Source organism: Natrinema zhouii (assembly GCF_013456555.2).
GTDB lineage: Archaea > Halobacteriota > Halobacteria > Halobacteriales > Natrialbaceae > Natrinema > Natrinema zhouii.
Genome location: NZ_CP059154.1, coordinates 713,219 through 733,347, shown reverse-complemented (window position 1 = coordinate 733,347; position 20,129 = coordinate 713,219). Strand labels below are relative to the sequence as shown.

20 protein-coding genes are annotated in these 20,129 nt (G+C 63.8%); 8 read left to right on the top strand and 12 right to left on the bottom strand.

Features of this window, described 5'->3' with window-relative positions; genetic code table 11:
• The first annotated feature begins 14 nt into the window (after window positions 1-14).
• From HYG81_RS22310 to HYG81_RS22300, 3 genes are read left to right on the top strand one after another with little or no spacing between them, the layout of a single operon-like run.
• Entirely contained in the window at window positions 15-1,136 is a 1,122-nt protein-coding gene (locus tag HYG81_RS22310; RefSeq protein ID WP_180841888.1) for a Gfo/Idh/MocA family protein, read from the top strand.
• Window positions 1,133-2,086 carry a DUF362 domain-containing protein gene (locus HYG81_RS22305; RefSeq protein ID WP_425607538.1) on the top strand — a complete coding sequence of 318 codons (954 nt, stop codon included), beginning with the start codon at window positions 1,133-1,135 and terminating at the stop codon, window positions 2,084-2,086. Before HYG81_RS22310 ends, HYG81_RS22305 begins: the two co-directional genes overlap by 4 nt.
• 5 nt (window positions 2,087-2,091) lie before the next feature.
• The gene (locus tag HYG81_RS22300; RefSeq protein ID WP_180841887.1) at window positions 2,092-3,063 is read left to right on the top strand and encodes an NAD-dependent epimerase/dehydratase family protein; all 972 of its coding nucleotides are present in this window, start codon (window positions 2,092-2,094) and stop codon (window positions 3,061-3,063) included.
• Window positions 3,064-3,105: 42 nt separating this feature from the next.
• On the opposite strand, the gene HYG81_RS22295 is transcribed toward HYG81_RS22300, so the two are convergent.
• The 3 genes from HYG81_RS22295 to HYG81_RS22285 all read right to left on the bottom strand — a co-directional run bounded on the left by HYG81_RS22295 (window position 3,106) and on the right by HYG81_RS22285 (window position 5,194).
• On the bottom strand, window positions 3,106-3,537 hold the full coding sequence (locus HYG81_RS22295) for a hypothetical protein (protein WP_180841886.1): 432 nt from the start codon (window positions 3,535-3,537) through the stop codon (window positions 3,106-3,108).
• The gene (locus HYG81_RS22290) at window positions 3,530-4,117 is read right to left on the bottom strand and encodes a DUF7342 family protein (protein ID WP_180841885.1); all 588 of its coding nucleotides are present in this window, start codon (window positions 4,115-4,117) and stop codon (window positions 3,530-3,532) included. The genes HYG81_RS22295 and HYG81_RS22290 overlap by 8 nt, the downstream gene beginning before the upstream one ends.
• Before the next feature lie 87 nt (window positions 4,118-4,204).
• A complete protein-coding gene (locus HYG81_RS22285) occupies window positions 4,205-5,194 on the bottom strand; it encodes a glycosyltransferase (protein ID WP_180841884.1) in 990 nt (329 codons plus the stop codon).
• A gap of 165 nt (window positions 5,195-5,359) precedes the next feature.
• On the opposite strand from HYG81_RS22285, the gene HYG81_RS22280 reads away from it, so the two are divergent.
• Window positions 5,360-6,460: a DUF354 domain-containing protein gene (locus HYG81_RS22280; RefSeq protein ID WP_180841883.1), complete on the top strand. Its 1,101-nt coding sequence runs from the start codon at window positions 5,360-5,362 to the stop codon at window positions 6,458-6,460.
• A gap of 153 nt (window positions 6,461-6,613) precedes the next feature.
• On the top strand, window positions 6,614-6,820 hold the full coding sequence (locus HYG81_RS22275; RefSeq protein ID WP_180841882.1) for a hypothetical protein: 207 nt from the start codon (window positions 6,614-6,616) through the stop codon (window positions 6,818-6,820).
• On the opposite strand, the gene HYG81_RS22270 is transcribed toward HYG81_RS22275, so the two are convergent.
• The 5 genes from HYG81_RS22270 to HYG81_RS22250 are packed head-to-tail and all read right to left on the bottom strand — an operon-like array spanning window position 6,805 to window position 12,295.
• Window positions 6,805-7,887, bottom strand: a complete 1,083-nt coding sequence (locus tag HYG81_RS22270; protein ID WP_180841881.1) for a glycosyltransferase family 2 protein — start codon at window positions 7,885-7,887, stop codon at window positions 6,805-6,807. The two genes, HYG81_RS22275 and HYG81_RS22270, sit on opposite strands and share 16 nt — an antisense overlap.
• The gene (locus HYG81_RS22265) at window positions 7,880-9,466 is read right to left on the bottom strand and encodes a nucleotide sugar dehydrogenase (protein ID WP_180841880.1); all 1,587 of its coding nucleotides are present in this window, start codon (window positions 9,464-9,466) and stop codon (window positions 7,880-7,882) included. Before HYG81_RS22265 ends, HYG81_RS22270 begins: the two co-directional genes overlap by 8 nt.
• On the bottom strand, window positions 9,466-10,491 hold the full coding sequence (locus HYG81_RS22260) for a Gfo/Idh/MocA family protein (protein ID WP_180841879.1): 1,026 nt from the start codon (window positions 10,489-10,491) through the stop codon (window positions 9,466-9,468). The genes HYG81_RS22265 and HYG81_RS22260 overlap by 1 nt, the downstream gene beginning before the upstream one ends.
• Window positions 10,488-11,708, bottom strand: a complete 1,221-nt coding sequence (locus HYG81_RS22255) for a DegT/DnrJ/EryC1/StrS family aminotransferase (protein ID WP_180841878.1) — start codon at window positions 11,706-11,708, stop codon at window positions 10,488-10,490. Before HYG81_RS22255 ends, HYG81_RS22260 begins: the two co-directional genes overlap by 4 nt.
• Window positions 11,705-12,295 carry an acyltransferase gene (locus tag HYG81_RS22250; RefSeq protein ID WP_180841877.1) on the bottom strand — a complete coding sequence of 197 codons (591 nt, stop codon included), beginning with the start codon at window positions 12,293-12,295 and terminating at the stop codon, window positions 11,705-11,707. Before HYG81_RS22250 ends, HYG81_RS22255 begins: the two co-directional genes overlap by 4 nt.
• A gap of 468 nt (window positions 12,296-12,763) precedes the next feature.
• Between HYG81_RS22250 and HYG81_RS22245 the strand changes: the two genes are divergently transcribed.
• Complete coding sequence (locus HYG81_RS22245) at window positions 12,764-13,300, top strand: DUF7344 domain-containing protein (protein ID WP_180841876.1); 537 nt, start codon at window positions 12,764-12,766, stop codon at window positions 13,298-13,300.
• A gap of 291 nt (window positions 13,301-13,591) precedes the next feature.
• On the opposite strand, the gene HYG81_RS22240 is transcribed toward HYG81_RS22245, so the two are convergent.
• The 3 genes from HYG81_RS22240 to HYG81_RS22230 form a co-directional block, all read right to left on the bottom strand.
• Window positions 13,592-14,581 (bottom strand): DUF1616 domain-containing protein, encoded by a 990-nt coding sequence (locus tag HYG81_RS22240; RefSeq protein ID WP_180841875.1) that lies wholly within the window; start codon window positions 14,579-14,581, stop codon window positions 13,592-13,594.
• A 204-nt stretch (window positions 14,582-14,785) separates the two neighbouring features.
• Window positions 14,786-15,061 carry a PadR family transcriptional regulator gene (locus tag HYG81_RS22235; protein WP_098726399.1) on the bottom strand — a complete coding sequence of 92 codons (276 nt, stop codon included), beginning with the start codon at window positions 15,059-15,061 and terminating at the stop codon, window positions 14,786-14,788.
• 231 nt (window positions 15,062-15,292) lie between these two features.
• Window positions 15,293-15,625, bottom strand: coding sequence for a winged helix-turn-helix domain-containing protein (locus HYG81_RS22230; protein ID WP_180841874.1), 333 nt, complete (start codon window positions 15,623-15,625; stop codon window positions 15,293-15,295).
• 586 nt (window positions 15,626-16,211) lie between these two features.
• Here HYG81_RS22230 and HYG81_RS45720 point away from each other — a divergent pair.
• Window positions 16,212-16,373 carry a DUF7563 family protein gene (locus HYG81_RS45720; protein WP_425607537.1) on the top strand — a complete coding sequence of 54 codons (162 nt, stop codon included), beginning with the start codon at window positions 16,212-16,214 and terminating at the stop codon, window positions 16,371-16,373.
• A 344-nt stretch (window positions 16,374-16,717) separates the two neighbouring features.
• Entirely contained in the window at window positions 16,718-17,221 is a 504-nt protein-coding gene (locus HYG81_RS22225) for a DUF7344 domain-containing protein (protein ID WP_180841873.1), read from the top strand.
• A gap of 267 nt (window positions 17,222-17,488) precedes the next feature.
• Here the strand turns inward: HYG81_RS22225 and HYG81_RS22220 are convergent, their stop codons facing one another.
• Entirely contained in the window at window positions 17,489-19,900 is a 2,412-nt protein-coding gene (locus HYG81_RS22220; protein WP_226376016.1) for a DUF7282 domain-containing protein, read from the bottom strand.
• Window positions 19,901-20,129 lie beyond the last annotated feature (229 nt).

The following is a 20,129-nucleotide window of genomic DNA, read 5'->3' as shown; positions in this document are numbered from 1 at the left end:
CCGTTTTCGGACAGATGGCACCAACACCTCTTTTGAATCGGTTGACCGACTCGAGTGCGCTCTCGCTGGGCGTCCTCGGCGTCGGGAACATCGGCATGGTACACCTGAAGTCAGCAGCCGCGATGCCCGGCGTCGAAGTCGTGGCGGCCGCTGACGCCGTCCCCGAGAATCGCGAGCGCGCCGAACGCGTCGGTGCGTCGCGCACGTACGACGATTATGCGACGCTGCTCGACTCCGAGGACCTGGACGCGGCGGTCGTCGCGCTCCCGCCGTTCCTCCACGCCGAAGCCGTCGAGCGGGCCGCCGAGGCCGGCGTCGACGTCTTCGTCGAAAAACCGCTCGCTCGCTCGACCGAGGAGGCCGACGAGTTGCTCGAGACCGCCCGCGAGGCGGAGATCGCCGTCGGCGTCGACCACACGCTGCGCTACCAGCCGGACATGGCCGGCGTCAAGGCGGCCTACGACGAGGGGAGCGTCGGTCACGTCCCCTACGCCTCGATCACCCGACTCAACGACGGCCCGCTCGGTCGACCGCCGGTCGAGAACGCACCACCCTCGTGGCCGCTGGACTCCGACGCCGTCGGCGGCGGCTCCCTGCTCGAGCTCGGCGTTCACTGCTTCGACGTCCTCGAGTGGCTGTTCGGCGAGCTCCGGGTCCGGGACGCGTCGATGGGACGGACGCTCGAGATCGACGTCGAGGACGCCGCGACCGTCCTCATGGAAGCGCCGGAGGCGGGGACGACGATCACGCTCCACTGTGGCTCCTACCAGTGGGAACAACTCCCGGAGGTCAACACCCGCCTGCGCCTCGAGGGCGTGACGGGGACGATCAGCAATCAGGAGCACCTGCCACAGAACTTCTACGCCGGCGCGGCCAAGTCCGCCCTCTCGAACGTCGCCAGTCGACTCACGCGCGACGAACCGGACGTCTTCGGACCGTCCTTCTACCTGCAGGCTCACTACGACGCCCTGGCGGACTTCTGTGAGGCGATCCGCGAGGGCGAGCAGCCGCCGATCGACGGGGCCGACGGTCGCCGAACGCTCGCGCTCGCCGAGCGAGCCTACGAACTGGCCGCGGAGACCGACGAAGCCGCCGACGAGATCGACGGACTCGAGACGCCGGAGGTGACGCTATGAGCGCGATGGGTGATTCCACGACGGAGGCATCGGTCCGCGCGGCCGCCGTCGACGCCGATAAACGCCGCGGCGGCTGGGACCCCGACGTCGACGACCGCATGGCCGCCCTCGGGTCGCCCGTTCGAGACCTGTTCGAGCCCTCGCTCGAGACGCTCGCCGAGGCCGACCGGATTACGCTCGTCCCCGACGCTCACTACCCGTTCCACCCGTCGTCGGGGATGGTCACCGATCCCGCGGTGATCGGGTCGATCGTCGCCCGCCTCGAGCGGCGGACGGACGCCGACGTCGCCGTCGCCGGTGCGAGCGACGAGCGGATCTCCTTTGGCCGGACGGCGGCGTACCTCGGCTACGCGAGCCTGCTCGAGCGGTTCGACGCGGAACTCGTCGATCTGGCGGACGAGTCCCGGACCGACGACATCTGTACCGTCGACGGAACGCCGATGGCGATCTCGGTGTCCGAGCGGCTCGTCGAGAGTACCGTGATCGTCGTCCCGTCGCTGCGACCGAGCGAGGACGGGCCGGTCGCCGGCGCGATGCGAACGCTCGCCGCGCTCGTCGACTCGACCGCGGATCCCGAGCGGGTTCCCGTCGCGGCGACGCGCGTCATCGAGCCCGCCGTGAGCGTTCTGGATGCGACGACTGCCTACGGCGGCGATCCCGCTACGGGGAACGCGCTGTTCGCGGGTTCGGCTCCCGCTGTCGACGCCGTCGCGACCTCGCTGCTCGGGCGCTCGATCGAGACCGACGCGGCGCTGAAGACGGCCCGCGGTGAGGCCGGACCGGTCTCCGTCGAGGGTGCTAACGTCGACTTCGAGCGGCTTCGAGATCGGATCCCCGACGGCGAACTCCCGCCCTCGGACGAGACCCACCCCGCCGTCTCGGCCGCCTACCGCGTTTACGCGGCGGTCGCCGGCGACGCCGTCCCGCCGCAACTCGAGGGCGGTCGATGACGACCATGACTGAATCTCGCACCGCGGCGGTCACCGGCGCGACCGGCTTCCTCGGCTCGCGGCTGTGTGAACGTCTGCTCGAGGACGGCTGGACGGTTCGCGGGCTCAGTCGCCCGACCTCGGATCGGGGTGATCTCGACGACGTGGAGTGGTACGTCGGCGATCTCTTCGACGACGAGACGCTGCGCGAACTCGTCAACGGGATCGACGTCGTCTTCCACCTCGCGGGGATCGGCCTCTGGAGCGCCGGCCCGGAGACGGTCTGGGAAGTTAACCGAGACGGGACGGAGCGCGTGCTCGAGGCCTGTCGAGACAGCAACGTGGGCCGCGTGGTGTTTACCAGTACGTCCGGAACGCGTCGCCCGAAGAACGGGAGCGACTTCGCGGACGAGACGGACGTGGCCGAGCCGATCGGTGCCTACCAGGCCTCGAAAGCCGAGGCGGAGGCGCTGGTCGATCGGTACGCCGACACGGACGGAGACGCCGTCACCGTCCACCCGACGTCGATCTTCGGGCCGGGCGACGAGGAGTTCACCGCGCAACTGCTCTCGATGGGCGTCGAGCCGACGATGCCCGCCCACCTCCCCGGCGGCCTGAGCATCGTCGGCGTCTCCGACGTCGTCGACGGCATACTTGCGGCGTACGAGCGCGGGACCAGCGGCGAACACTACATCCTCGGCGGCGAGAACCTCACCTATGACCGGGCGGTCTCCAGAATCGCCGACGCGGCCGGCGGCTCACCTGCACGGATCCGCGTCCCTGCCGCGGCGATCCAGGCCGCCGGGCCGGTCGCCGAGGTCGTCGACGCCGTCGCCGATCGCCGGATGTTCCCCTTCGATCGGCAGATGGCGAAACTCGCCACCCAGCGACTGTTCTACAGCTCGCGGAAAGCCAGCGAGGAACTGGGCTACGAGTACCAGCCGCTCGAGGCGCACGTGCCCGAGGCAATGGAGTGGTATCGGGCGGAAGTGCAGTAGCGCCGAAATAGAACGGCCACCAAGTATCGAATATCGTCCCAGCTATGGCGGATTTTCGCGCGAATTCAGCAGCGACGGATCGTCGGCCTCGAGCGCGTCCCACCAGCACTTGATGACGGCGAGCGTGACCAGTTCCGGTTCCTCGTGAGTGATACACGACTCGCGATGCTCGGCCGGGTTTTCAGGCGAGTGGAAGTGTTTGTCCGGGTAGCTCGGACGAATTTCCCAGCCGAACCGGAACTCGAGATCGGATTCAGTGTAGTGGTACTTGTATCCGTGATTCAGCCACCACTGGATGTCGAACCGGCAGCTGTCTCCGTCGAAGCCGAGGGCGAGTGTGATCTGCAGTTCGACCGGGTCGATAGCACTCGGAGCGTACGTCACGTCCGTGACCAGTCCGTCGAGTCGATCGCGAAAGACGCGCTCGACTGAGCGTAACGCGTCCCAGTCGATCGGTCCCCGTTCGTCAGGCATTCTCTGCGCGTTCCTCACCAGTGCTCCTCGAGTCGACGAGTCGCGTTTCCGTAAACGAGAGGGCCGTCTTCGCGAACGCGAGATTTCGGCGCGTCGTCTTCCACCGAGAGAGATCGTTCCACCCGTCTTCGTCGTCCGGTTCCAGACTATCGACGAGTTCCTCGGGACTCGTCGCTTCGTACGCGTCTTCGAACGCCCGAATCCGCGCTTTCATCTCGCGGATCGAACGCTCTAGCTCACCGCGCGAGTGATCGTCAGCGAGTCGTTGCACTCGCTCGAGTCGCCGTCGGTCGGGGTTACGTCGGAATCGAGTCGCATTTCCGGTCTCTCTCGTCGCCGCATGCCCTGTCTCGGCCAGCGCTGTGAGATGCTTTCGTGCGGTCGGTTCGGAGACGCGGGCCCGGTCAGCGATTTCGCTCGCGCTCTGCCAGTCGGTCGTTCGACCGAGAACCGATTCGACGCGCTCGAACGCCGTCGTCGCGGCCGTCCACTCCCGCTCGGCTGCGTCGTTCACCTCGGTTTCCGTTTCCGTTTCCGGAAACGGATCGACGTCGGAAATTTTCGAGTCGTCCGCTCCCATACGGGACCCCACGCACTGGTGAAAGATATGTTTTGGGTCGGAAACTAAATTTTGAACCATACCGGCTCGAGGTCGGTAGTATGAGAGCTATTCGAGTCGAGCCGCTCCCGTCACAGGTCGTTTCTCCCTGTCATCCTCGGTCTCGATCACCTGCCCTGCGACCCCCTCGTAGACCTCGAGCATCCGATCGGCCGTCCGGTCGATGCTCACCTGGCGGGCGGCCTCGCGGCCGTTCGACCGCTCGCCGCGCTCGAGGACGTCGATGAGTCCCCGGGCGAGTTCCTCGTCGCTCGCCGCGACGCAGGAGGGCTCGACGCCGGCCAGTCGCTCCCGCACGTCGCCGACGTTGACGGCGACGACGGGGAGGTTGCAGGCCAGCGCCTCCTTCACCGAGTTAGGCGACCCCTCGCTGTGGGAGGTCAACAGGAGCGCGTCGGCGGCGTTCATGTAGTCCGGAACCGCATCGTGATCGACGCCGGAGACGGTCCGGAGCCGCACGGGTCGCTCGAGGAGGTTGTCGACCACGGAGACGACGCGCTCGGCCCGCGGATAGTTCTTCACGTCGCGTGCGGGGGAGTAGGGGAAGAGTACCTCGTACGCGTCCTCATCGTCGTCCCAGTCGACCCGCGCTTTGGCCCGATCCTGGGGTTCCGGACGAAACGTCTCGAGGTCGACGCCGTCAGGAATCACTCGGCAGTCGCGGCCGAGTTCCGTGCGCATCTCCTCGGACATGACGACGACCTCGTCACAAAACGGCGCGGACGCCCGGCTGACGGGCGCGACCGGGCCGTGGACGTCCGATCCCCACAGCGAGAGGACGACCGGCTTGCGGAGCTGTGCGAGCGCGATCGGCCCCGTCAACCCGTAGTGAGCGTGTATCAGGTCGTAGCCGTTCCCCGCCTCCCGGATGGCCCTCGGAACGGTCCGGAGGTAGTCCACCGGACTCCGGTCGGTGTCGTCGTCGATCTCACCGGCCACCGACATCGTCGTAAACGAGACGCCGCGCTCCTCGAGCGCGTCCATCTGCTGAATCATGAACGGGGCATCGGCGTACGCAGTGAGCGTGAGGACGTCCATTTCGAGTATCGGACGAAACGGACTGAAACCGTTTTGTTATCCGCTCGACCGAGACTGGTTTTTCTTCACCTACACCTAGATGTTGGCTCCGTACACGGGGGCTTCCGATCGATTCCGTCCGTAGCGATGGGATTACAAAGGGTCGAGCGGGGGTAGTCTGCAGCGATGCGGATCCTCGTCTTGGCGAATACGCCAGCCCACGTTCACCTGTATCGACACGCCGTCGACCGTCTCGAGCGAACGGGTCACGACGTGCTGGTACTCACCAGGGAGTACGCCTGTACGACCGACCTACTCGACTATTTCGACATGCCCTACCGGGTGTACGGCGATCACAGAACGGAGCGATACTCGAAACTGGGGTTCGCCCGCGAGTTAGGTGGCCAGTTCCTCACCATCGCGACCGAATCGATCCGGTTCGATCCCGACGTGATCTTCGGCCGGGGACCCTACGCGGCCACCGCCGGCACGCTGACGCGGAGCCCCGTCGTGCTCGTCCTGGACGACGAGCCCGGCGACTTCAACCACACCGTCTCCCGGCCCTTCGCCGACTGTATTCTCTCGCCGGCGGTGACGCGGCGCGACCTCGGCGACGCCCACTACACCTTCGACGGCTTCAAGGAGTGTGCCTATCTCCATCCCGACGTCTTCGAACCGAACGTCGACGTGCGGGAGTACCTCGACGTGGCCCCGGACGAACCGTACGTGCTCGTTCGGTTCAACGCCCTCGACGCCCTTCACGACGCAGGTATCGAGGGGTTCCGTCCCGAACAGCGCCGCGACCTGATCGAACGACTCAGCGAGGAGGTGACTGTCTTCGTCTCCGACGAGGGCGACGAGATGGACCTCCGGGACCTCCCCGCGCGGGCGTACGATCTCCACCCCGCGTTGATCCACGACGCGATGGCCGAGGCGTCGCTGCTGGTCGCCGACACTGGGACGATGGTCAACGAGGCGGCACTGCTCGGGACGCCAGCCTTCCGGTATCGCGGCACCGACACGCACGAGTACGGCGAGTTTCAGGCGCTCGAGCGGGCCGGCCTCACCGAGCAGTTCGACGAGTACGATGCGGTCCGTGCTCGCTCGCTCGAGATTCTCGCCGACGACACGGCCGATGATCGCTGGCAACGGCGGCGGCGGGAGTACGTGGACGAGCTCGTGAACCTCACCGACCTGCTCGTCGACGTCGCCCGGTCGCGGGGAACGGTCGACCGGTTCGACCGGTCGACCAAGCGGGTGTTACAGCCGCGATCACAGTCGATGTGACGCCGTCGGAATGATGACTGTACTGAGGGCGTGCCAAGCTATCACGAGCCACAGAATCGGTCAGTTCACGGAATTATACGTACCGATGACAGTATCGAACGACTCACGAAAAACTTATAGCTATCTCTGGAATAGAGCCGACAACCCTGTTCTATGAGTCTCTCTACACTACTTAGTGAACTGTTCTCCGGCTCCGACTCCACCGTGGATACACCCGAAACCGCCGCGCAAAGCGGTGATGGCGTCAAATCAGTCACGGTCGTCCACGAGTGTCGTAACTGCGGGACGAACGTCTCGGCCGGAACAACCCAGTGTCCGACCTGCGAGAGCGACGCGATCGTGACTTACTCGATCGATTGAGCCGGCGGTCGATCGTCGCGATCGGATACTCCGTCAGTCGTCGACGTGCGTTCGTCGTACGAGACCTCGAGTTCGTCGCTCGCTTCGGCGTCGAGCTGGATGGCGCTGCCGAGCGAGACGAGCCCGGTGAGGAGTGCGGCGAACGAGGCGAGGCCGGCCGTTACGGCCTCGTCGCCGCGTGCCACCCGGACGAGCGAGACGCCCAGTCCCATCAGGCCGCCGGCCAGACCCACTGCGCCGACGGCGTAGTGGACGACGGCCGGATTGAACGACCGGACGACGTACCGCGTTTTCAGCCGCCAGCAGAAGCTCCGGAGCAACAGCAGGGAGACGAACCGGACGAACGGGACGTACCGGATGCTGCTCTCCTCGTCGCCGTAGACCGCCGTCATCGGGACATCCGTGACGCGACAGCCCGCCACGTTGAGGTGTGTCAGGAGGTGATTGAGGAATCCGTACTGGTCGGTGATCGCCTCGAGGTCGAGTCGCTCGATCGCGTCCCGCGAAATAGCGGTGTACCCGTTCTGCGGGTCGCCGATCGACCAGTAGCCCGAGGCGAACTTCGAGAGCCCGGTGAGGATCGCGTTTCCGACGAACCGGAACGTCGACATGTCCCCGCGGTCTTCGGGTCGAAGCAGCCGATTCCCTTTGGCGTAGTCGGCCTCGCCGGTCACGACCGGATCGATGATCCGATCGAGGATGGTGGGATCCATCTGGCCGTCGCCGTTCATGACGGCGACGACGTCCATCCCCTCTTCCGTCGCGCGGCGGTAGCCGGTCTTGACCGCCGCACCGTAGCCGCGGTTTTCCTCGTGACGGATCGGCACGACGCGACGGTCGTCGCCGCCGTCGGTGACCGCGACCACCCGTTCGACTCCGTCGCTCTCCGCCTCCGCGTTGACCCGCTCGGCGACGCGCTGGATCACCTGCCAGCTCTCGTCCGGCGATCTGTCGTCGATGGCGTAGATCCGATCGACGAAGTCCGGGACCGTCTCGATGACGCGACCGACGAACGACGCCTCGTCGTAGGCCGTGACGACGACGCCGATTCGCTTGCCCTTATACATCGTTTCCTCCGTCCGTGCTCGTGCTCACCGCCTCTGACGTCCCGCGCTCGGTACCATCGCGCTCAGTGTCATCGCGTTCGGTACTATCGTCGGGATCACGCGAATCCCGCGGCGGCCGGCCGTCGCTCGAGCCGGCGAGGTCGTACTCCCGATGGGACGTTTCCGAGAGGTCGAACGCGTCCCGGCCGTCGACGACGACCATCGGCTCGAGGGCGGCCCAGTCGATTCGATCGAACTCCTCGTGGGGCGTGACGACTACGGCGGCGTCGAACGTCTCGTTCGGTAGCTCATCGATCGCCACCGGCCGCGCGCCGTGGTCAGCCGGATCGACGAGCGGGTCGACGCCCGCGACGTCGGCTCCCCGCTCGAGCAGGTCGTCGATCACTCCCAGCGCGGGCGAGGCGCGCGTCTCCTCGACGCCCGGTCGATACGTTATCCCGAGGACGACGATCGAGGCGTCCGCGAGGTCGGTGCCCGCTTGCTCGAGTTCGCCCTCGAGTCGGTCGACGACGGCGGCGGGCATTTCGTCGTTGACCTGGCGGGCGGTCTCGGTCACGGCCATCGGCTCGTCGGTCCGGCCGAGCAGGAAGTGCGGGTAGTAGGGGATGCAATGCCCGCCGACGCCCGGGCCGGGATCGTGGAGCTGGCACATCGGCAGGTCGTTTGCCGTGTCGATCGCTTCGCGGACCGAGATATCGAGCTCGTCCGCGAGTCGGCCCAGCTCGTTCGCGAGACCGATGTTCACGTCGCGATAGATTCCCTCGAACACCTTGACGGCCTCCGCGGTCGTCGCGTCCGAGACGGGGTGGACCTCGTCGTCCGAGAGTTCGTCGTAGACGACCGTAGCCGCCCGAGTGCTCTCCGGATCGACGCCGCCGACGACCTTCGGATACTGGCCGCGGATGTCCCGCAACGCCGTGCCCGAGGCGGTCCGTTCCGGACAGAACGCGAGCCCGAACTCGTCGGGTGCGAGGCCGCTCTCGCTCGCGAGGTGGGGCTCGAGGACGTCGCGGCAGGTCCCCGGCGGCAGCGTCGACTCGGCGATTACCAGATCGCCGGGGGCCAGACCGGCAGCGATGTCGTCGACGACCGACTCGACCGTCGTCAGATCCGGATCGTTCTCGTCGTCCAGCAGCGTCGGGACGATGATGACGTGAATCCGCGCCGCAGACGCCGCCGCCGATCCGTCGGTCGTGGCCTCGAGTCGCCCCGCATCGACCTGGTCGGCGACGAGGTCCGCGAGGCCGGGTTCGCCGACGACGTGACTCTCCCCGGCGGTAATCGTCTCGACGACGGCGGGGTCGACGTCGACGCCAGTTACGTTCCCCGTGGTCTCGGCGTAGACCGCTGCGAGCGGGAGCCCCATCTTGCCGAGCCCGTAGACGGCGACCGGAATCTCGCCGCTCGTCAGGCGGTCGCGCTGGCGGTCCGGGGACTGGCTCGAGCCGTAGAGCCCGCTAGCGGTCTGGCCGTCGGCTCCGGCAGCGGTCTGGCCGTCACCATCCGTGGGCTGACCGTCAGTTCCGCCAGTAGTCTGGGATTCGGCTTCATCGCTACTACCGGTCGAAGCTTCCGGCATCAGGCTTCGACCTCCGTTTCTCGCGGCGGTTCGTCGTCCGTCTCGTCCGGCGGTCCCATCGCGAGCCGATCGATCAACTGGGCCGTCTCGAGGGCGTGAATCCCGTCTTCGGCGGTCACTTCCGGCTCGGAGCCGGTGCGAACGGCCTCGACGAACGACTCGAGTTCGTTTCGCAACGGCTCGCCGGTGTCGACTCGGGGCCGCTCGACGACGCTCTCGTGGCGGTATCGGGACTGCCCGTCGTCCGTGAGGTACTCGGGGTAGGAATCGCGGTGGATCAACACCGACTGCTCGAGGTAGTCCACTTCGACGAGGCACTCGCGAGCGGTGACGGTGAGTTTTCGCACCTTCTTCTGGGTGACGCGACTCGCCGTCACTGTCGCGACGACATCGTCGTACTCGATGGTCGCAGTGGCGTACTGGCCGTTCTCGGTCCCCATCGCAGTGACCGAGTGGGGCGTATCGTCGAGTATCGAGCCGACGACGTCGACGTCGTGGACCATCAGGTCGTGGATGACGTTGTCAGATGTCGTCCGGTCGATCGGCGGGCCGAGACGCTCGGCCTCGATGCCGATCACGTCCAGGTCGTCGATCAGTTCCTCGACTGTCTGTACTGCCGGGTTGAACCGCTCGATGTGGCCGACCTGCAAGACGAGCCCGGCCTCGCGGGCCTGCTCGGCCAGCTGCTGGCCCTGTTCGACGGTTTCCGCGATCGGTTTCTCGACCAGGACGTTGACGTCCGCCTCGAGACAGGTCGAGACCATCTCGTAGTGAGCGCGGGTCGGGACGGCTACCGTCAGGACGTCACAGCGCTCGCACAGCGTCTCGAGGTCGAGCGGCTCGGTCTCGTATTTGTCGGCGACTCGTCGGGCGATCCCATCGTCGTGGTCAGTAACGCCGGCGAGTTCCACGCGGGGAAGTTCGGCGTAGATACGCGCGTGATTTTCGCCCATGGAACCGACGCCGATGACGCCGGCCCGAATCTGTTCGTCGCTCGTCTCGTCCGTTCGATAGTCCGTGCTCATTGGGTCGTAAAGTGGGTCCGCACTGCTTCGACGACGGTTCTCCTGTCGCGGGCCGACAGGCCCTGGTGAACGGGCAGCGATAGCACCTCATCGGCCGCCCGTTCCGCGTGGGGAAGCCGTGCCGCAGCCGTGCTAACCGTCTCGTAGGCCGGTTGGTGATGGATCGGCGTCTCGTAGTAGATCCCGGTCCCGATCCCTCGCTCCGAGAGCGTCGCTGCGAGGGCGTCCCGATCCGTCGTCCGCACCGTGTACTGGTGGTAGACATGGCGGGAGCCGGTCGGCTCCGCTGGCGTCTCGAGCGGAAGGTCGGCGAGTTCCGCATCGTACGCGGCGGCGTTCTCGCGGCGGGCGCGGTTGAACTCCGACAACCGCTCGAGCTGGGCGCGACCGATCGCCGCCTCGATGCTGGTCATCCGGAAGTTGTGTCCGAGCGCGACGTGGTCGTAACCGCCGGTCCCGCTCACGTCCCGGCCGTGGTTGACGTAGCTCGCGGCGTGCTCGGCGACGTCGTCGCGGTCGGTGACGATCATTCCGCCCTCGCTGGTCGTCATGTTCTTCGTCGGATAGAACGAGAAGCAGGCCGCGTCACCGAACGTGCCGACTCGCTGGCCGTCGACTGTCGCGCCGTGGGCCTGGCACGCGTCCTCGAGGACGAACAGGTCGCGGTCGTCGGCGATGTCACACAGCGCCGGCATGTCCGCGGGCAGTCCGTAGAGGTGGACCGGCAGGATTCCGGCGATGTCGTCGCGCTCGGCGAGCACTCGTTCCACGTCGGCCGGATCCAGCGTGTAGGTCTCGGGATCGATATCGGCGAAGACGGGTTTGCCGCCCGCCAGTCGAATCGCGTTCGCGCTCGCGACGAAGGAAAACGGCGACGTGATCACCGCCTCGCCGTCCTCGAGCCCGATCGCCTCGAGGGCGGCGTGTAACGCAGTCGTCCCGTTGGCCGTCGCGACCGCCTCGTCGGTGTCACAGCAGGCCGCGAACTCCTCCTCGAAGGCCCTGACCTCCGGCCCGTCTGCCAGTCGGCCGTCCTCGAGGATGGATTCGACCCGCTGGACGGCGTCGTCGCTGAGTTCGGGGTCGGCGATCGGAACGGCTGTCGTCGCCTCCCGTTCGGATTCGACGTCGGTTTCCGCGGTCTCGGTTCCCGTGCCGCCGTCCGCACTCGTCTCGATGCCGCCGTCGGCTTCGGGGTTCGTTTCGGTATCCGTCATGCGAGCTGGTTTTCCTCCGCTAAGGGCTCCGGGAGTGACTGGACGGTCGCCGGCGAACCGACGGCCAGGCTGTCGGCCGGGACGTCCTCCGTGACGACGGCTCCGGCGGCGACGAACGCGTTCTCGCCGATCGTGACGCCGGGCAACAGCGTCGCGTTCGCGCCGATCGACGCGCCGTCCTCGATCGTCGGCCCCTCGAGTCCGGTGTCCGTTCGGACGGGGTATTCGTCGTTTGTCAGCACCGCACCCGGGCCGACGAAGACGTTGCTGCCGATCGTCGTCTCAGTCGGAACGTAGACGTTCGTCTGGAGGCTGACGTGCGAGCCGATCGTGGTCTGCCCGTCGATGACCGTCTTGGTTCCGACGAGCACGTCGTCACCGATCGTCGTCCCTTCGCGGACGAGGACGTCGTGTCCCGTCGCGAACTCGTCGCCGATCGTCACGTCGCCGTAGACGATCGAACCCGCTCTGATCGTCGCGTCGTCGCCGATTCGAGTCGGCTCGTCGAACTCGCCGTAGCCGACCGTCGCGTCGGCGTCGATCGTACAGCCGTCGCCGCGGACGACCTCTCGTACCGCTTCGCTCATCGTGTCCTGCCTCCGTCGTCGCTGCTGCAGACGTCGCTCGAGCGACCGCGACGGTGAATCGTGGCGTGCGTTCGACCCGCTACTCGGTGTCGTGGTCGGTCGCGTATTCGTTTCATAGTCAATCGATACCCGCGTGGGTAATCATGCTGAAACAGCCGGTAGCGAGGCTTTGTTATCCCGGGCTTGCAGGGTCCGTAGTCACGAACTACGGCCTCGTCGAGACGCCGCTCTCGAGTCTCGCGGTGAGCCGGTCGCTCGCTGTCGGGATCACCCGATCACAGCGGTATCGGCCGTCGAAACGTTGGATTAGGCGTTTGTCACGGACGCTAACTGGTATAAATCCCTTTCGCGCGGGTAGCCGAGTGATAGTAAAGTGTGACACGCTGGCATTCACTGGTGTGAACTATCCGAGCACCCCCGGCGGACGGAATCGGAATCGGAACGCGAGACGACACGACGAGAGTAGCCATGTCTGAGACCGAACTCACGCAGGCCGAGCTATTCGACGTCTTCAGCAATGCGCGGCGACGGCGAGCGGTACAGTACCTCAAGCGACAGGGCGGTTCCTGCGATCTCGCGCCGCTCGTCCAGCAGGTCGCCGCGTGGGAGAACGATACCGATCCAGACGACGTGACCCGGACCCAGCGCCGTCGGGTCTACATCTCGCTGTACCAGACCCATTTGCCAATGCTCGAGGACCACGGCATCGTCGACTGGGATCCCGACGGACACAAGATCGAGTTACTGCCGAGCGAGGACCGCTTCGAGCCGTATCTCGATCGGCAACTCGAGAACGATCGGGCGTGGCACCGCCTCTACGCGGCTGTTACCACGATCGGCGTCGTCGCGTTCGGGCTGTCGTGGCTCGCAGTCGGCCCCCTGACGACCGGTCTCGCGCCGATGGTTGCGCTGGCGATCTGTTTCATCGTTCTCGTCCTTTCGGTAATCCAGCACGTCTCACGCCGGCCGAATATGGACCTCCCGTTTGGCCTGGCGAGCCGATAGTCGGTCTTCGTCGTCCGATGTCCGTCGCTGTCGGTTACGCTCTTGCTCATTCCCGCCACCCAGACGAGTACCTTCTTTGCGTTTTCAGCGTGCCTTGAAGTCGTCTCGTACCGGTTCGATTGTGAACTCAACTGCCGCACAACAACCGCCAGAGGCGTTGTTGATGGGGGTTAGTTCCGCGTCTCAAAACGGTACTACCATCTCGAGACGGGAGACCAGTGTTCGGTATCAAACGAGTCGAAAAAGGGAGGTCCCTGCAGCGTTCGATCGAATCTGTGCTCAGAGGCGTCGTTACGCTCCGGTCACTTCCACCCAGAAGTGAGTCTCCTCCGCGGCGTTATCGTTCGTCGGCGTGGCCGGCGGCTCGCCCTCATAGAGTAACACGCTGATTCGAACCGTTTCGCCGGACCCGGCCGTCGGCGTCACCGACCGCTCCCCGCTTGCGGTCGCGCCGTCCGAGACGGTCGTGTCGATCCGCTGCAACTCCGTTCGTTCGACCACCTCGCCGTCCTCGAGGACCTGCTCCTGGATGACGACCGTGTAGCGCTGTTGGTCCCCTTCCTGATTTTCGATCGAGACGGTGACCGGGATCGACTCACCGGACTCGACCTCGCTCGGTAGCGCGCCGGCAACCAGCTCGCCGTCTTCGTCTTCGCTGTACAGCGCGAGCTCGGTGTATCCGCCCCCTGAGACGGGGAGCAGAAGTCCCACGAGTAACGCGCCGACTGCGATACCGATCGCCACCACGAGCAGTACCGACGACGCCGTCGCAACCGCGTTATCGTCGCCGCGGAGCCGCCCCAGACTCGAGATCGGTGAGACACTGAACCGTTCGGTGTCCGGGGTCTGAAGCCGTCGAACGACCCCGAGTTGTGCGGCGACGACCGTCACGAGAGCGAGCGCCGCTGTGACCGACGCGGCGGTCAACTCCAGGCCGATGATCGGCACCACCAGCACGGCCAGCGGAACGATCGCGAGCGACAGGGCGAACCCCAGACCCACGCGTTCGGTGATATCGATTCCGCGGGGGCGGGCGTCCGTGGCCGTCGCCGCCGTCTCCCGCGCGTCCCGCTCGCGGGCCGGAAACAGGACTGAAACGAGCGCGTAGCCGGGGAGAAACAGCGCCAGCGGCACCGTAACGAACAGTCGAAGGCTACTTCCGGTCCCGACCATCGTCACGATCAGGTATGCGAGCAGCGCACCGATCGAGACGACCGCGAGATCGAACGGGTAGCGGCGAACGAATCCGAACCGCGTCGAACTACTCGTTCGATGACTCATCGACGATCCACCGGGAGTTGCCGTGTAGCATTTACTCCCTGTACGGACAAGACGAATGGCATTCTCGTTGGAGCGATACACCCTTCTGGGCTTTGTTATGGCCGGGTTACCGCCGGGTGAGGGCTGTAGTGGAACCGAAAGCAACGGGAATCCGTACCGTCGACACCATTCGCGGTCGTCCGCCGCCGAAAGCGAAACCTCGCCCTAGAAGTCGATGTACTGTCCTTCCCACTCCCGTCGATCTTCGATCTGCTGTCGACCGGCATCAGTGATCGCGTAGTAGTTCGTTCGCCTGTCGAGTTGCCCCTTCTCGACCAGCTCCTTGTTGACGAGCGTGTCCAGATTAGGATACAACCGCCCGTGATTGATCTCCGAACTATAGTACTTCTCGACCTCGTCCTTGACGGTCTGCCCCGACGGTCGGTCAGCACCTGCGATCACGTACAGCAGGTCGCGCTGGAAGCCGGTCAGATCGTGCATTGCTCAATCACACTGACCGTTCCAGTGAATAGATATTTGTTATCCGTCTCGTACAGCTCCTGTTCTTTCGGTTTACTCTGTCTTACCCGAGCGAAATATCCTGTTCCCAGGACTGTCACTCGCGTTTCGAAGAGCCGATTAGTGGAGCGCTCGGGGAACGTATCCTCGGTGTGAGAGACGATCAGTACGTCGGGGGCACTAATGACGGATCACTGATACGATTGGGACCGGTCAGTCGTCGGTATCCGAGACTACGACGGTAATGCCGTCCGCGTCGATCCGAACGCGAAGGACATCGACGGTCGCCTCGTAGGCGGTCGTATGCGAGCCGTCGTTCTCGAACCGCACGCACTCCGCCAAAAGATCGCTCTCGAGGAGGTTGTTGATTCGTCGGTACACCGTTGCCGACGAGCTATCCGTTCGTTTCGTCAGTTCCTTTGCCGTCTTCGGCCCCTCGCTCGTCGCGATGAGGATCGTCCGGGCGCAGTCATCCCCGAGGACGTCGAGTTTGGCCGCTGGATTGGCAGTCGACTCGGATCGCGTGTTACTTGCTTGCGTTGACATAGTCGTAGTCACCCGTTCAGGACGGGCAGGGTCCGTTCGCTCTGTGTGAGAGGTGACGATTCGAGAGAGGACGTCGCTGGACCACCACTGTCGGAGGTACCACCATTATATTCCGGCACAAAAATCGGTAAGCGATAGTGGTATTTTATAACGATGTACCTTATTCTCTGCCGCCACTTCGTTCCGCAACGTAAGATTGTATTTCGGATCGGAAACAATATGTTTCGTTGATTCAATACGTAGCTAAACAACCGGTTTGACCGCCGAATGCGGCTAAATTCGGGTTGAGGTCGATCGGTGTGTGAGTGACTACACAGCTGTTTCGGCGCTTCTGTACGCCCAATCCGGCCGGAAACAGGTTGTTTCCAGGTTCTCAGACCGGCTCTCCGGGTGAACGGTCAACCTCCTTTATTCGCGTTTGCTCCCCTCGATACGATGATGCCCGGACGGGTATCGCGGCAGCTCGGCGGTGTCGCATCCGGATCGATCCGACGGACGGTTCATCCGGTTGGCAGCGCCCCGATCGTACTCGTCCGAGTACACACCCCCACAACCCATGAACTCCACACAACACAACTGGAAGCCCATGGAATCGTCGACAGCCGGCGCTCGATGTCAAAACTGCGGGACGCACGTAACCCAACAGTTCGCGCGCGTCTTCGGTGACAACGGTGACATCGTCCACGGCTGTCCATCCTGTACGACCTATCGAGAGATGCAATCCGGTGGTCATCTCCCTGGCGACTGATCGCCGCCGGAGCGCTGGGAGTGTCGTCTCATTCCCAGTCCTTTTTCTCCCCTTCTGCTCTCGGTTCGGATGAGCGATACGTTCATCGGCTCTCACGAACGTTTCGCATCGCCGCACCCGTTTCCGATTCTCACTCTTTTCGAAGAGAGGGCCGAGGTGCGGAACCGGTCGCTTGCGTGACTGTACCCCTTCCTTACTACGCGTCACACGCAACCGGATCTCGCGGTGTGAATCGGTCGATAGCGTAACCTGCAAAAGTTAAAGTTAGTGGTGGGTGAAGTGGGGATACATGGTCACTGGTGGTGGACTGTCGTTCGAATACCCTTGCCCTTTCTCTCCGATCGATGTCAGTTCAAACGAACAGAACTGAGCCACTCGAGGAGAGTGAGGTGTTTCACATCCTCGGTAACGATAGACGACGGGCTATCGTTCAACTACTCGCGGAGGACGGCGGACAGATCGACGTTTCCGACGTCGCGACCGAGATCGCTTCGACTGAAACCGATACGACGCCCGTTCCGAACAACCTCTACAAGAGCGTCTACGTCTCCCTGCAACAGACGCATCTCCCCCAGCTCGAGGAAGACGCCGTGATCGAGTACGACTCGGACGCGAAGACGATCCAGCCCGGCCGTCACTTCGACGAGGTTCTCCAGTACGTCGACGGCCACAACGACGACCACTCGCGCGTCTTGTGGCTTCACCTCGGAATCTGTCTTCTCGGGCTCGCGATCATCGCGCTCGCCGGCCTCGGGCTACCGGTGGTCTCGAGCATCGATCCGGTGCTCTCGAGTGTCCTGCTGTTTCTCGCCGTCGCGGCGAGCAGTCTCTACCAACTGCTCGGCTAAACGGAGTACGGTCGGGTCAGTTCGCGTCCGACAGACACCGGCCGCTAGCCCCGATTCGCTTTTCGTCTGCACCGTCACGTCGATCGACTCGAATGTGACGTGTTTGTCACAGCGCGATCACCACGGCCTAGTAACTGTGAATCTAATGGGTCGTTCACCGGGCAGACGAAAGAATACCGTCGCAACGCTCGCAACGGCGGCGAGAAAAGATGCGCCGTCCGTTGGATCGGTCGGCCGTCGGCTACCGAACCAGACCGCTGGTTCGAGTTAGTCGGCCGTCACGCCGTCGGTAGTGTTCTCACCGGTATCGTTGAGACCGTCTTCGGTCTCGTTGATCCCGGTATCGTTCGTTTCGTTGTCCAATCCGGTGTCTTCGGTGTCGGACTCGTCGGTCTCGTCATCCTCGGTGACGTTATCCTCCGTTTCGTTGTCGACTGGCTCTTCGTCGATTGGCGTGATGTTATCGTCAGTCTCGTCGTCCTCAGTGATGTTGTCGTCAATCTCGTCGTCTTCGGTGACGTTGTCGTCGACAGGCATCTCACCATCGGTGACGTTGTCCATCTCGTCTGTGATCTCGTCGGTGTCGACACCTTCACCGATGACGAACACGTAAACGGACACGTTCTCGATGTTCAGGTTCTCGATGGTGGGATTCTCGACGGTGACGAAGATCGGCTGTCCGTCACCATCGACCGGTAGCTCCTCCATCGGCATCTCGCCGGCTGGCTCCTCGTCAGTCTCGTTGTCGTCGACGAGGCCGTCGTCGGTTTCATTGTCGTCAGCTAGCCCGTCCTCGTCAGTCTCGTTGTCGTCGACGAGGCCGTCGTCGGTTTCATTGTCGTCAGCTAGCCCGTCCTCGTCAGTCTCGTTGTCGTCGACGAGGCCGTCGTCGGTTTCATTGTCATCAGCTAGCCCGTCTTCGTCGGTTTCATTCTCATCAACGAGGCCGTCATCGGTTTCATTGTCGTCGTCAGCTAGCCCGTCTTCGTCAGTCTCGTTGTCCTCGGTGATGTTATCCTCCGTTTCGTCGTCGATCGGCGTGAGGTTATCGTCGGTCTCGTCGTCCTCGGTGACGTTATCCTCCGTTTCGTTGTCGACCGGCTCTTCGTCGATTGGCGTGATGTTATCGTCGGTCTCGTTATCCTCGGTGATGTTATCCTCAGTTTCGTCGTCAACCGGTGTGAGGTTATCGTCAGTCTCGTCGTCTTCGGTGACGTTGTCCTCAGTTTCGTCGTCGTCAATCGGCGTGAGGTTATCGTCGGTTTCGTCGTCCTCAGTAAGGTTATCGTCGGTTTCGTCGTCCTCGGTGATGTTATCCTCCGTTTCGTTGTCGATCGGCATCTCGTCGATCGGCGTGATATTATCGTCAGTCTCGTCGTCCTCAGTGATGTTGTCGTCAACCTCGTCGTCTTCGGTGACGTTGGCATCGACTGGCATCTCACCATCGGTGACGTTATCCATCTCGTCCGTGATTTCGTCGGCCTCGACATCTTCACCGATGACGAGCACGTAAACGGATACGTTCTCGACATTCAGGTTCTCGATGGTGGGATTCTCGACGGTGACGAAGATCGGCTGTCCGTCACCGTCGACCGGCATCTCCTCCATCGGCATCTCGTCGACTGGCTCTTCGTCGGCTAACTCGCCCTCGTCAGTCTCGTTGTCATCGACGAGGCCGTCGTCGGTTTCATTGTCGTCGACGAGACCGTCATCGGTTTCGTCGTCGTCAGCTAGCCCGTCCTCGTCAGTCTCGTTGTCGTCGACGAGGCCGTCGTCGGTCTCATTGTCGTCGTCAGCTAGCCCGTCTTCGTCGGTTTCATTCTCATCGACGAGACCGTCGTCAGTTTCGGTGTCGTCAGCTAGCTCATCAGTCTCGTTGTCGTCGACGAGGTCATCATCGGTTTCGTTGTCGTCAACCGGTTCGTCGGTGATGTTATCGGTCGGTTCCTCGTCAATCGGTTCTTCGTCACTGACGTTGTCGTCGGGCTGCTCAACGTCCTCGCTGGTCTCGTTATCCTCGACTGCCCCCTCATCGACCGCCTCCTCGACGGTGACCACTGCTCCGTCGGTCACCGGCTCGTCGTCGGCCGTGAGGAAGGGACCGTCAGACTGCCCCTCCGATTCGACGAAATCGTACGTCTGGTTGTCGTTCGTATCGCGATGGGGCATCGCAGTCAGGGTCTCGTCCTCCTCGAGCGACTCGTTGAGGGAGACTTCGACCTGTTCGTGCGTGCCGGCCTCGAGGTATTCCGAGGTACCAATGACGCTATCGAAGACCTCGCCCACGAGGAGGCTGCTATCGTGGATCGTCACGAAACCGGGGTTCGCCAGCGTGACGTTTTCGACGACGACCGTCTCGCCATCGGTCGTCTGTTCTTCGAACGTCACGTACGCGGGCTGTGACTCGTTGTCCGCATCCGCGGTTTCGTTGTCGAATTCAGTTCCGTCGTCGGCTGCCGTTTCGTTCTCATCGATCCCCGTTGGGACATCGTCCGTCTCGTTCACCGCTTCAGTTGTCGTTTCGTTCGTTGAATCGTTCGCTGAGTCGTACTCGTCCTCGCTGGCCTCGCTGCCCTGCTCGACGGTCTCACCGGTTGTTGCGGCTGTGACCATCGCCCCGCTCGAGCAAACGAGCATCAGCGCGGTAAGTACGACGAGTAACTGATTGCGTGCGTTCATGGTTGCCCTGAAGGCACCAGTTTCGTCGTTCCTTCGGCGGATAAACTGGCAGAATCATTACGCCGAGAAACCGAATACTACGGCTCAGCAGTGGCGTTCAGTGGCGGGTTCGTTCGCGGAAAACAACGATTGCTGATAGGAACTGCCTCCTGTCAGTCTCGCTTCTATCGGCACCGACTGGGACGGATCGACTCGCGACACTGGGCTCTCGCCACTCGCTATCGGCCCG

Coding starts and splice junctions, on each gene's coding strand:
- HYG81_RS22265 (WP_180841880.1), bottom strand. CDS start 9,466: ATGCCGGAAGCTTCGACCGGTAGTAGCGATGAAGCCGAATCCCAGACT.
- HYG81_RS22260 (WP_180841879.1), bottom strand. CDS start 10,491: ATGAGCACGGACTATCGAACGGACGAGACGAGCGACGAACAGATTCGG.
- HYG81_RS22240 (WP_180841875.1), bottom strand. CDS start 14,581: ATGAGTCATCGAACGAGTAGTTCGACGCGGTTCGGATTCGTTCGCCGC.
- HYG81_RS22220 (WP_226376016.1), bottom strand. CDS start 19,900: ATGAACGCACGCAATCAGTTACTCGTCGTACTTACCGCGCTGATGCTC.
- HYG81_RS22225 (WP_180841873.1), top strand. CDS start 16,718: ATGTCAGTTCAAACGAACAGAACTGAGCCACTCGAGGAGAGTGAGGTG.
- HYG81_RS22290 (WP_180841885.1), bottom strand. CDS start 4,117: ATGGGAGCGGACGACTCGAAAATTTCCGACGTCGATCCGTTTCCGGAA.
- HYG81_RS22235 (WP_098726399.1), bottom strand. CDS start 15,061: ATGCACGATCTGACCGGCTTCCAGCGCGACCTGCTGTACGTGATCGCA.
- HYG81_RS22255 (WP_180841878.1), bottom strand. CDS start 11,708: ATGACGGATACCGAAACGAACCCCGAAGCCGACGGCGGCATCGAGACG.
- HYG81_RS22295 (WP_180841886.1), bottom strand. CDS start 3,537: ATGCCTGACGAACGGGGACCGATCGACTGGGACGCGTTACGCTCAGTC.
- HYG81_RS22245 (WP_180841876.1), top strand. CDS start 12,764: ATGTCTGAGACCGAACTCACGCAGGCCGAGCTATTCGACGTCTTCAGC.
- HYG81_RS22270 (WP_180841881.1), bottom strand. CDS start 7,887: ATGTATAAGGGCAAGCGAATCGGCGTCGTCGTCACGGCCTACGACGAG.
- HYG81_RS45720 (WP_425607537.1), top strand. CDS start 16,212: ATGGAATCGTCGACAGCCGGCGCTCGATGTCAAAACTGCGGGACGCAC.
- HYG81_RS22230 (WP_180841874.1), bottom strand. CDS start 15,625: ATGTCAACGCAAGCAAGTAACACGCGATCCGAGTCGACTGCCAATCCA.
- HYG81_RS22300 (WP_180841887.1), top strand. CDS start 2,092: ATGACTGAATCTCGCACCGCGGCGGTCACCGGCGCGACCGGCTTCCTC.
- HYG81_RS22250 (WP_180841877.1), bottom strand. CDS start 12,295: ATGAGCGAAGCGGTACGAGAGGTCGTCCGCGGCGACGGCTGTACGATC.
- HYG81_RS22310 (WP_180841888.1), top strand. CDS start 15: ATGGCACCAACACCTCTTTTGAATCGGTTGACCGACTCGAGTGCGCTC.
- HYG81_RS22285 (WP_180841884.1), bottom strand. CDS start 5,194: ATGGACGTCCTCACGCTCACTGCGTACGCCGATGCCCCGTTCATGATT.
- HYG81_RS22280 (WP_180841883.1), top strand. CDS start 5,360: ATGCGGATCCTCGTCTTGGCGAATACGCCAGCCCACGTTCACCTGTAT.
- HYG81_RS22305 (WP_425607538.1), top strand. CDS start 1,133: ATGAGCGCGATGGGTGATTCCACGACGGAGGCATCGGTCCGCGCGGCC.
- HYG81_RS22275 (WP_180841882.1), top strand. CDS start 6,614: ATGAGTCTCTCTACACTACTTAGTGAACTGTTCTCCGGCTCCGACTCC.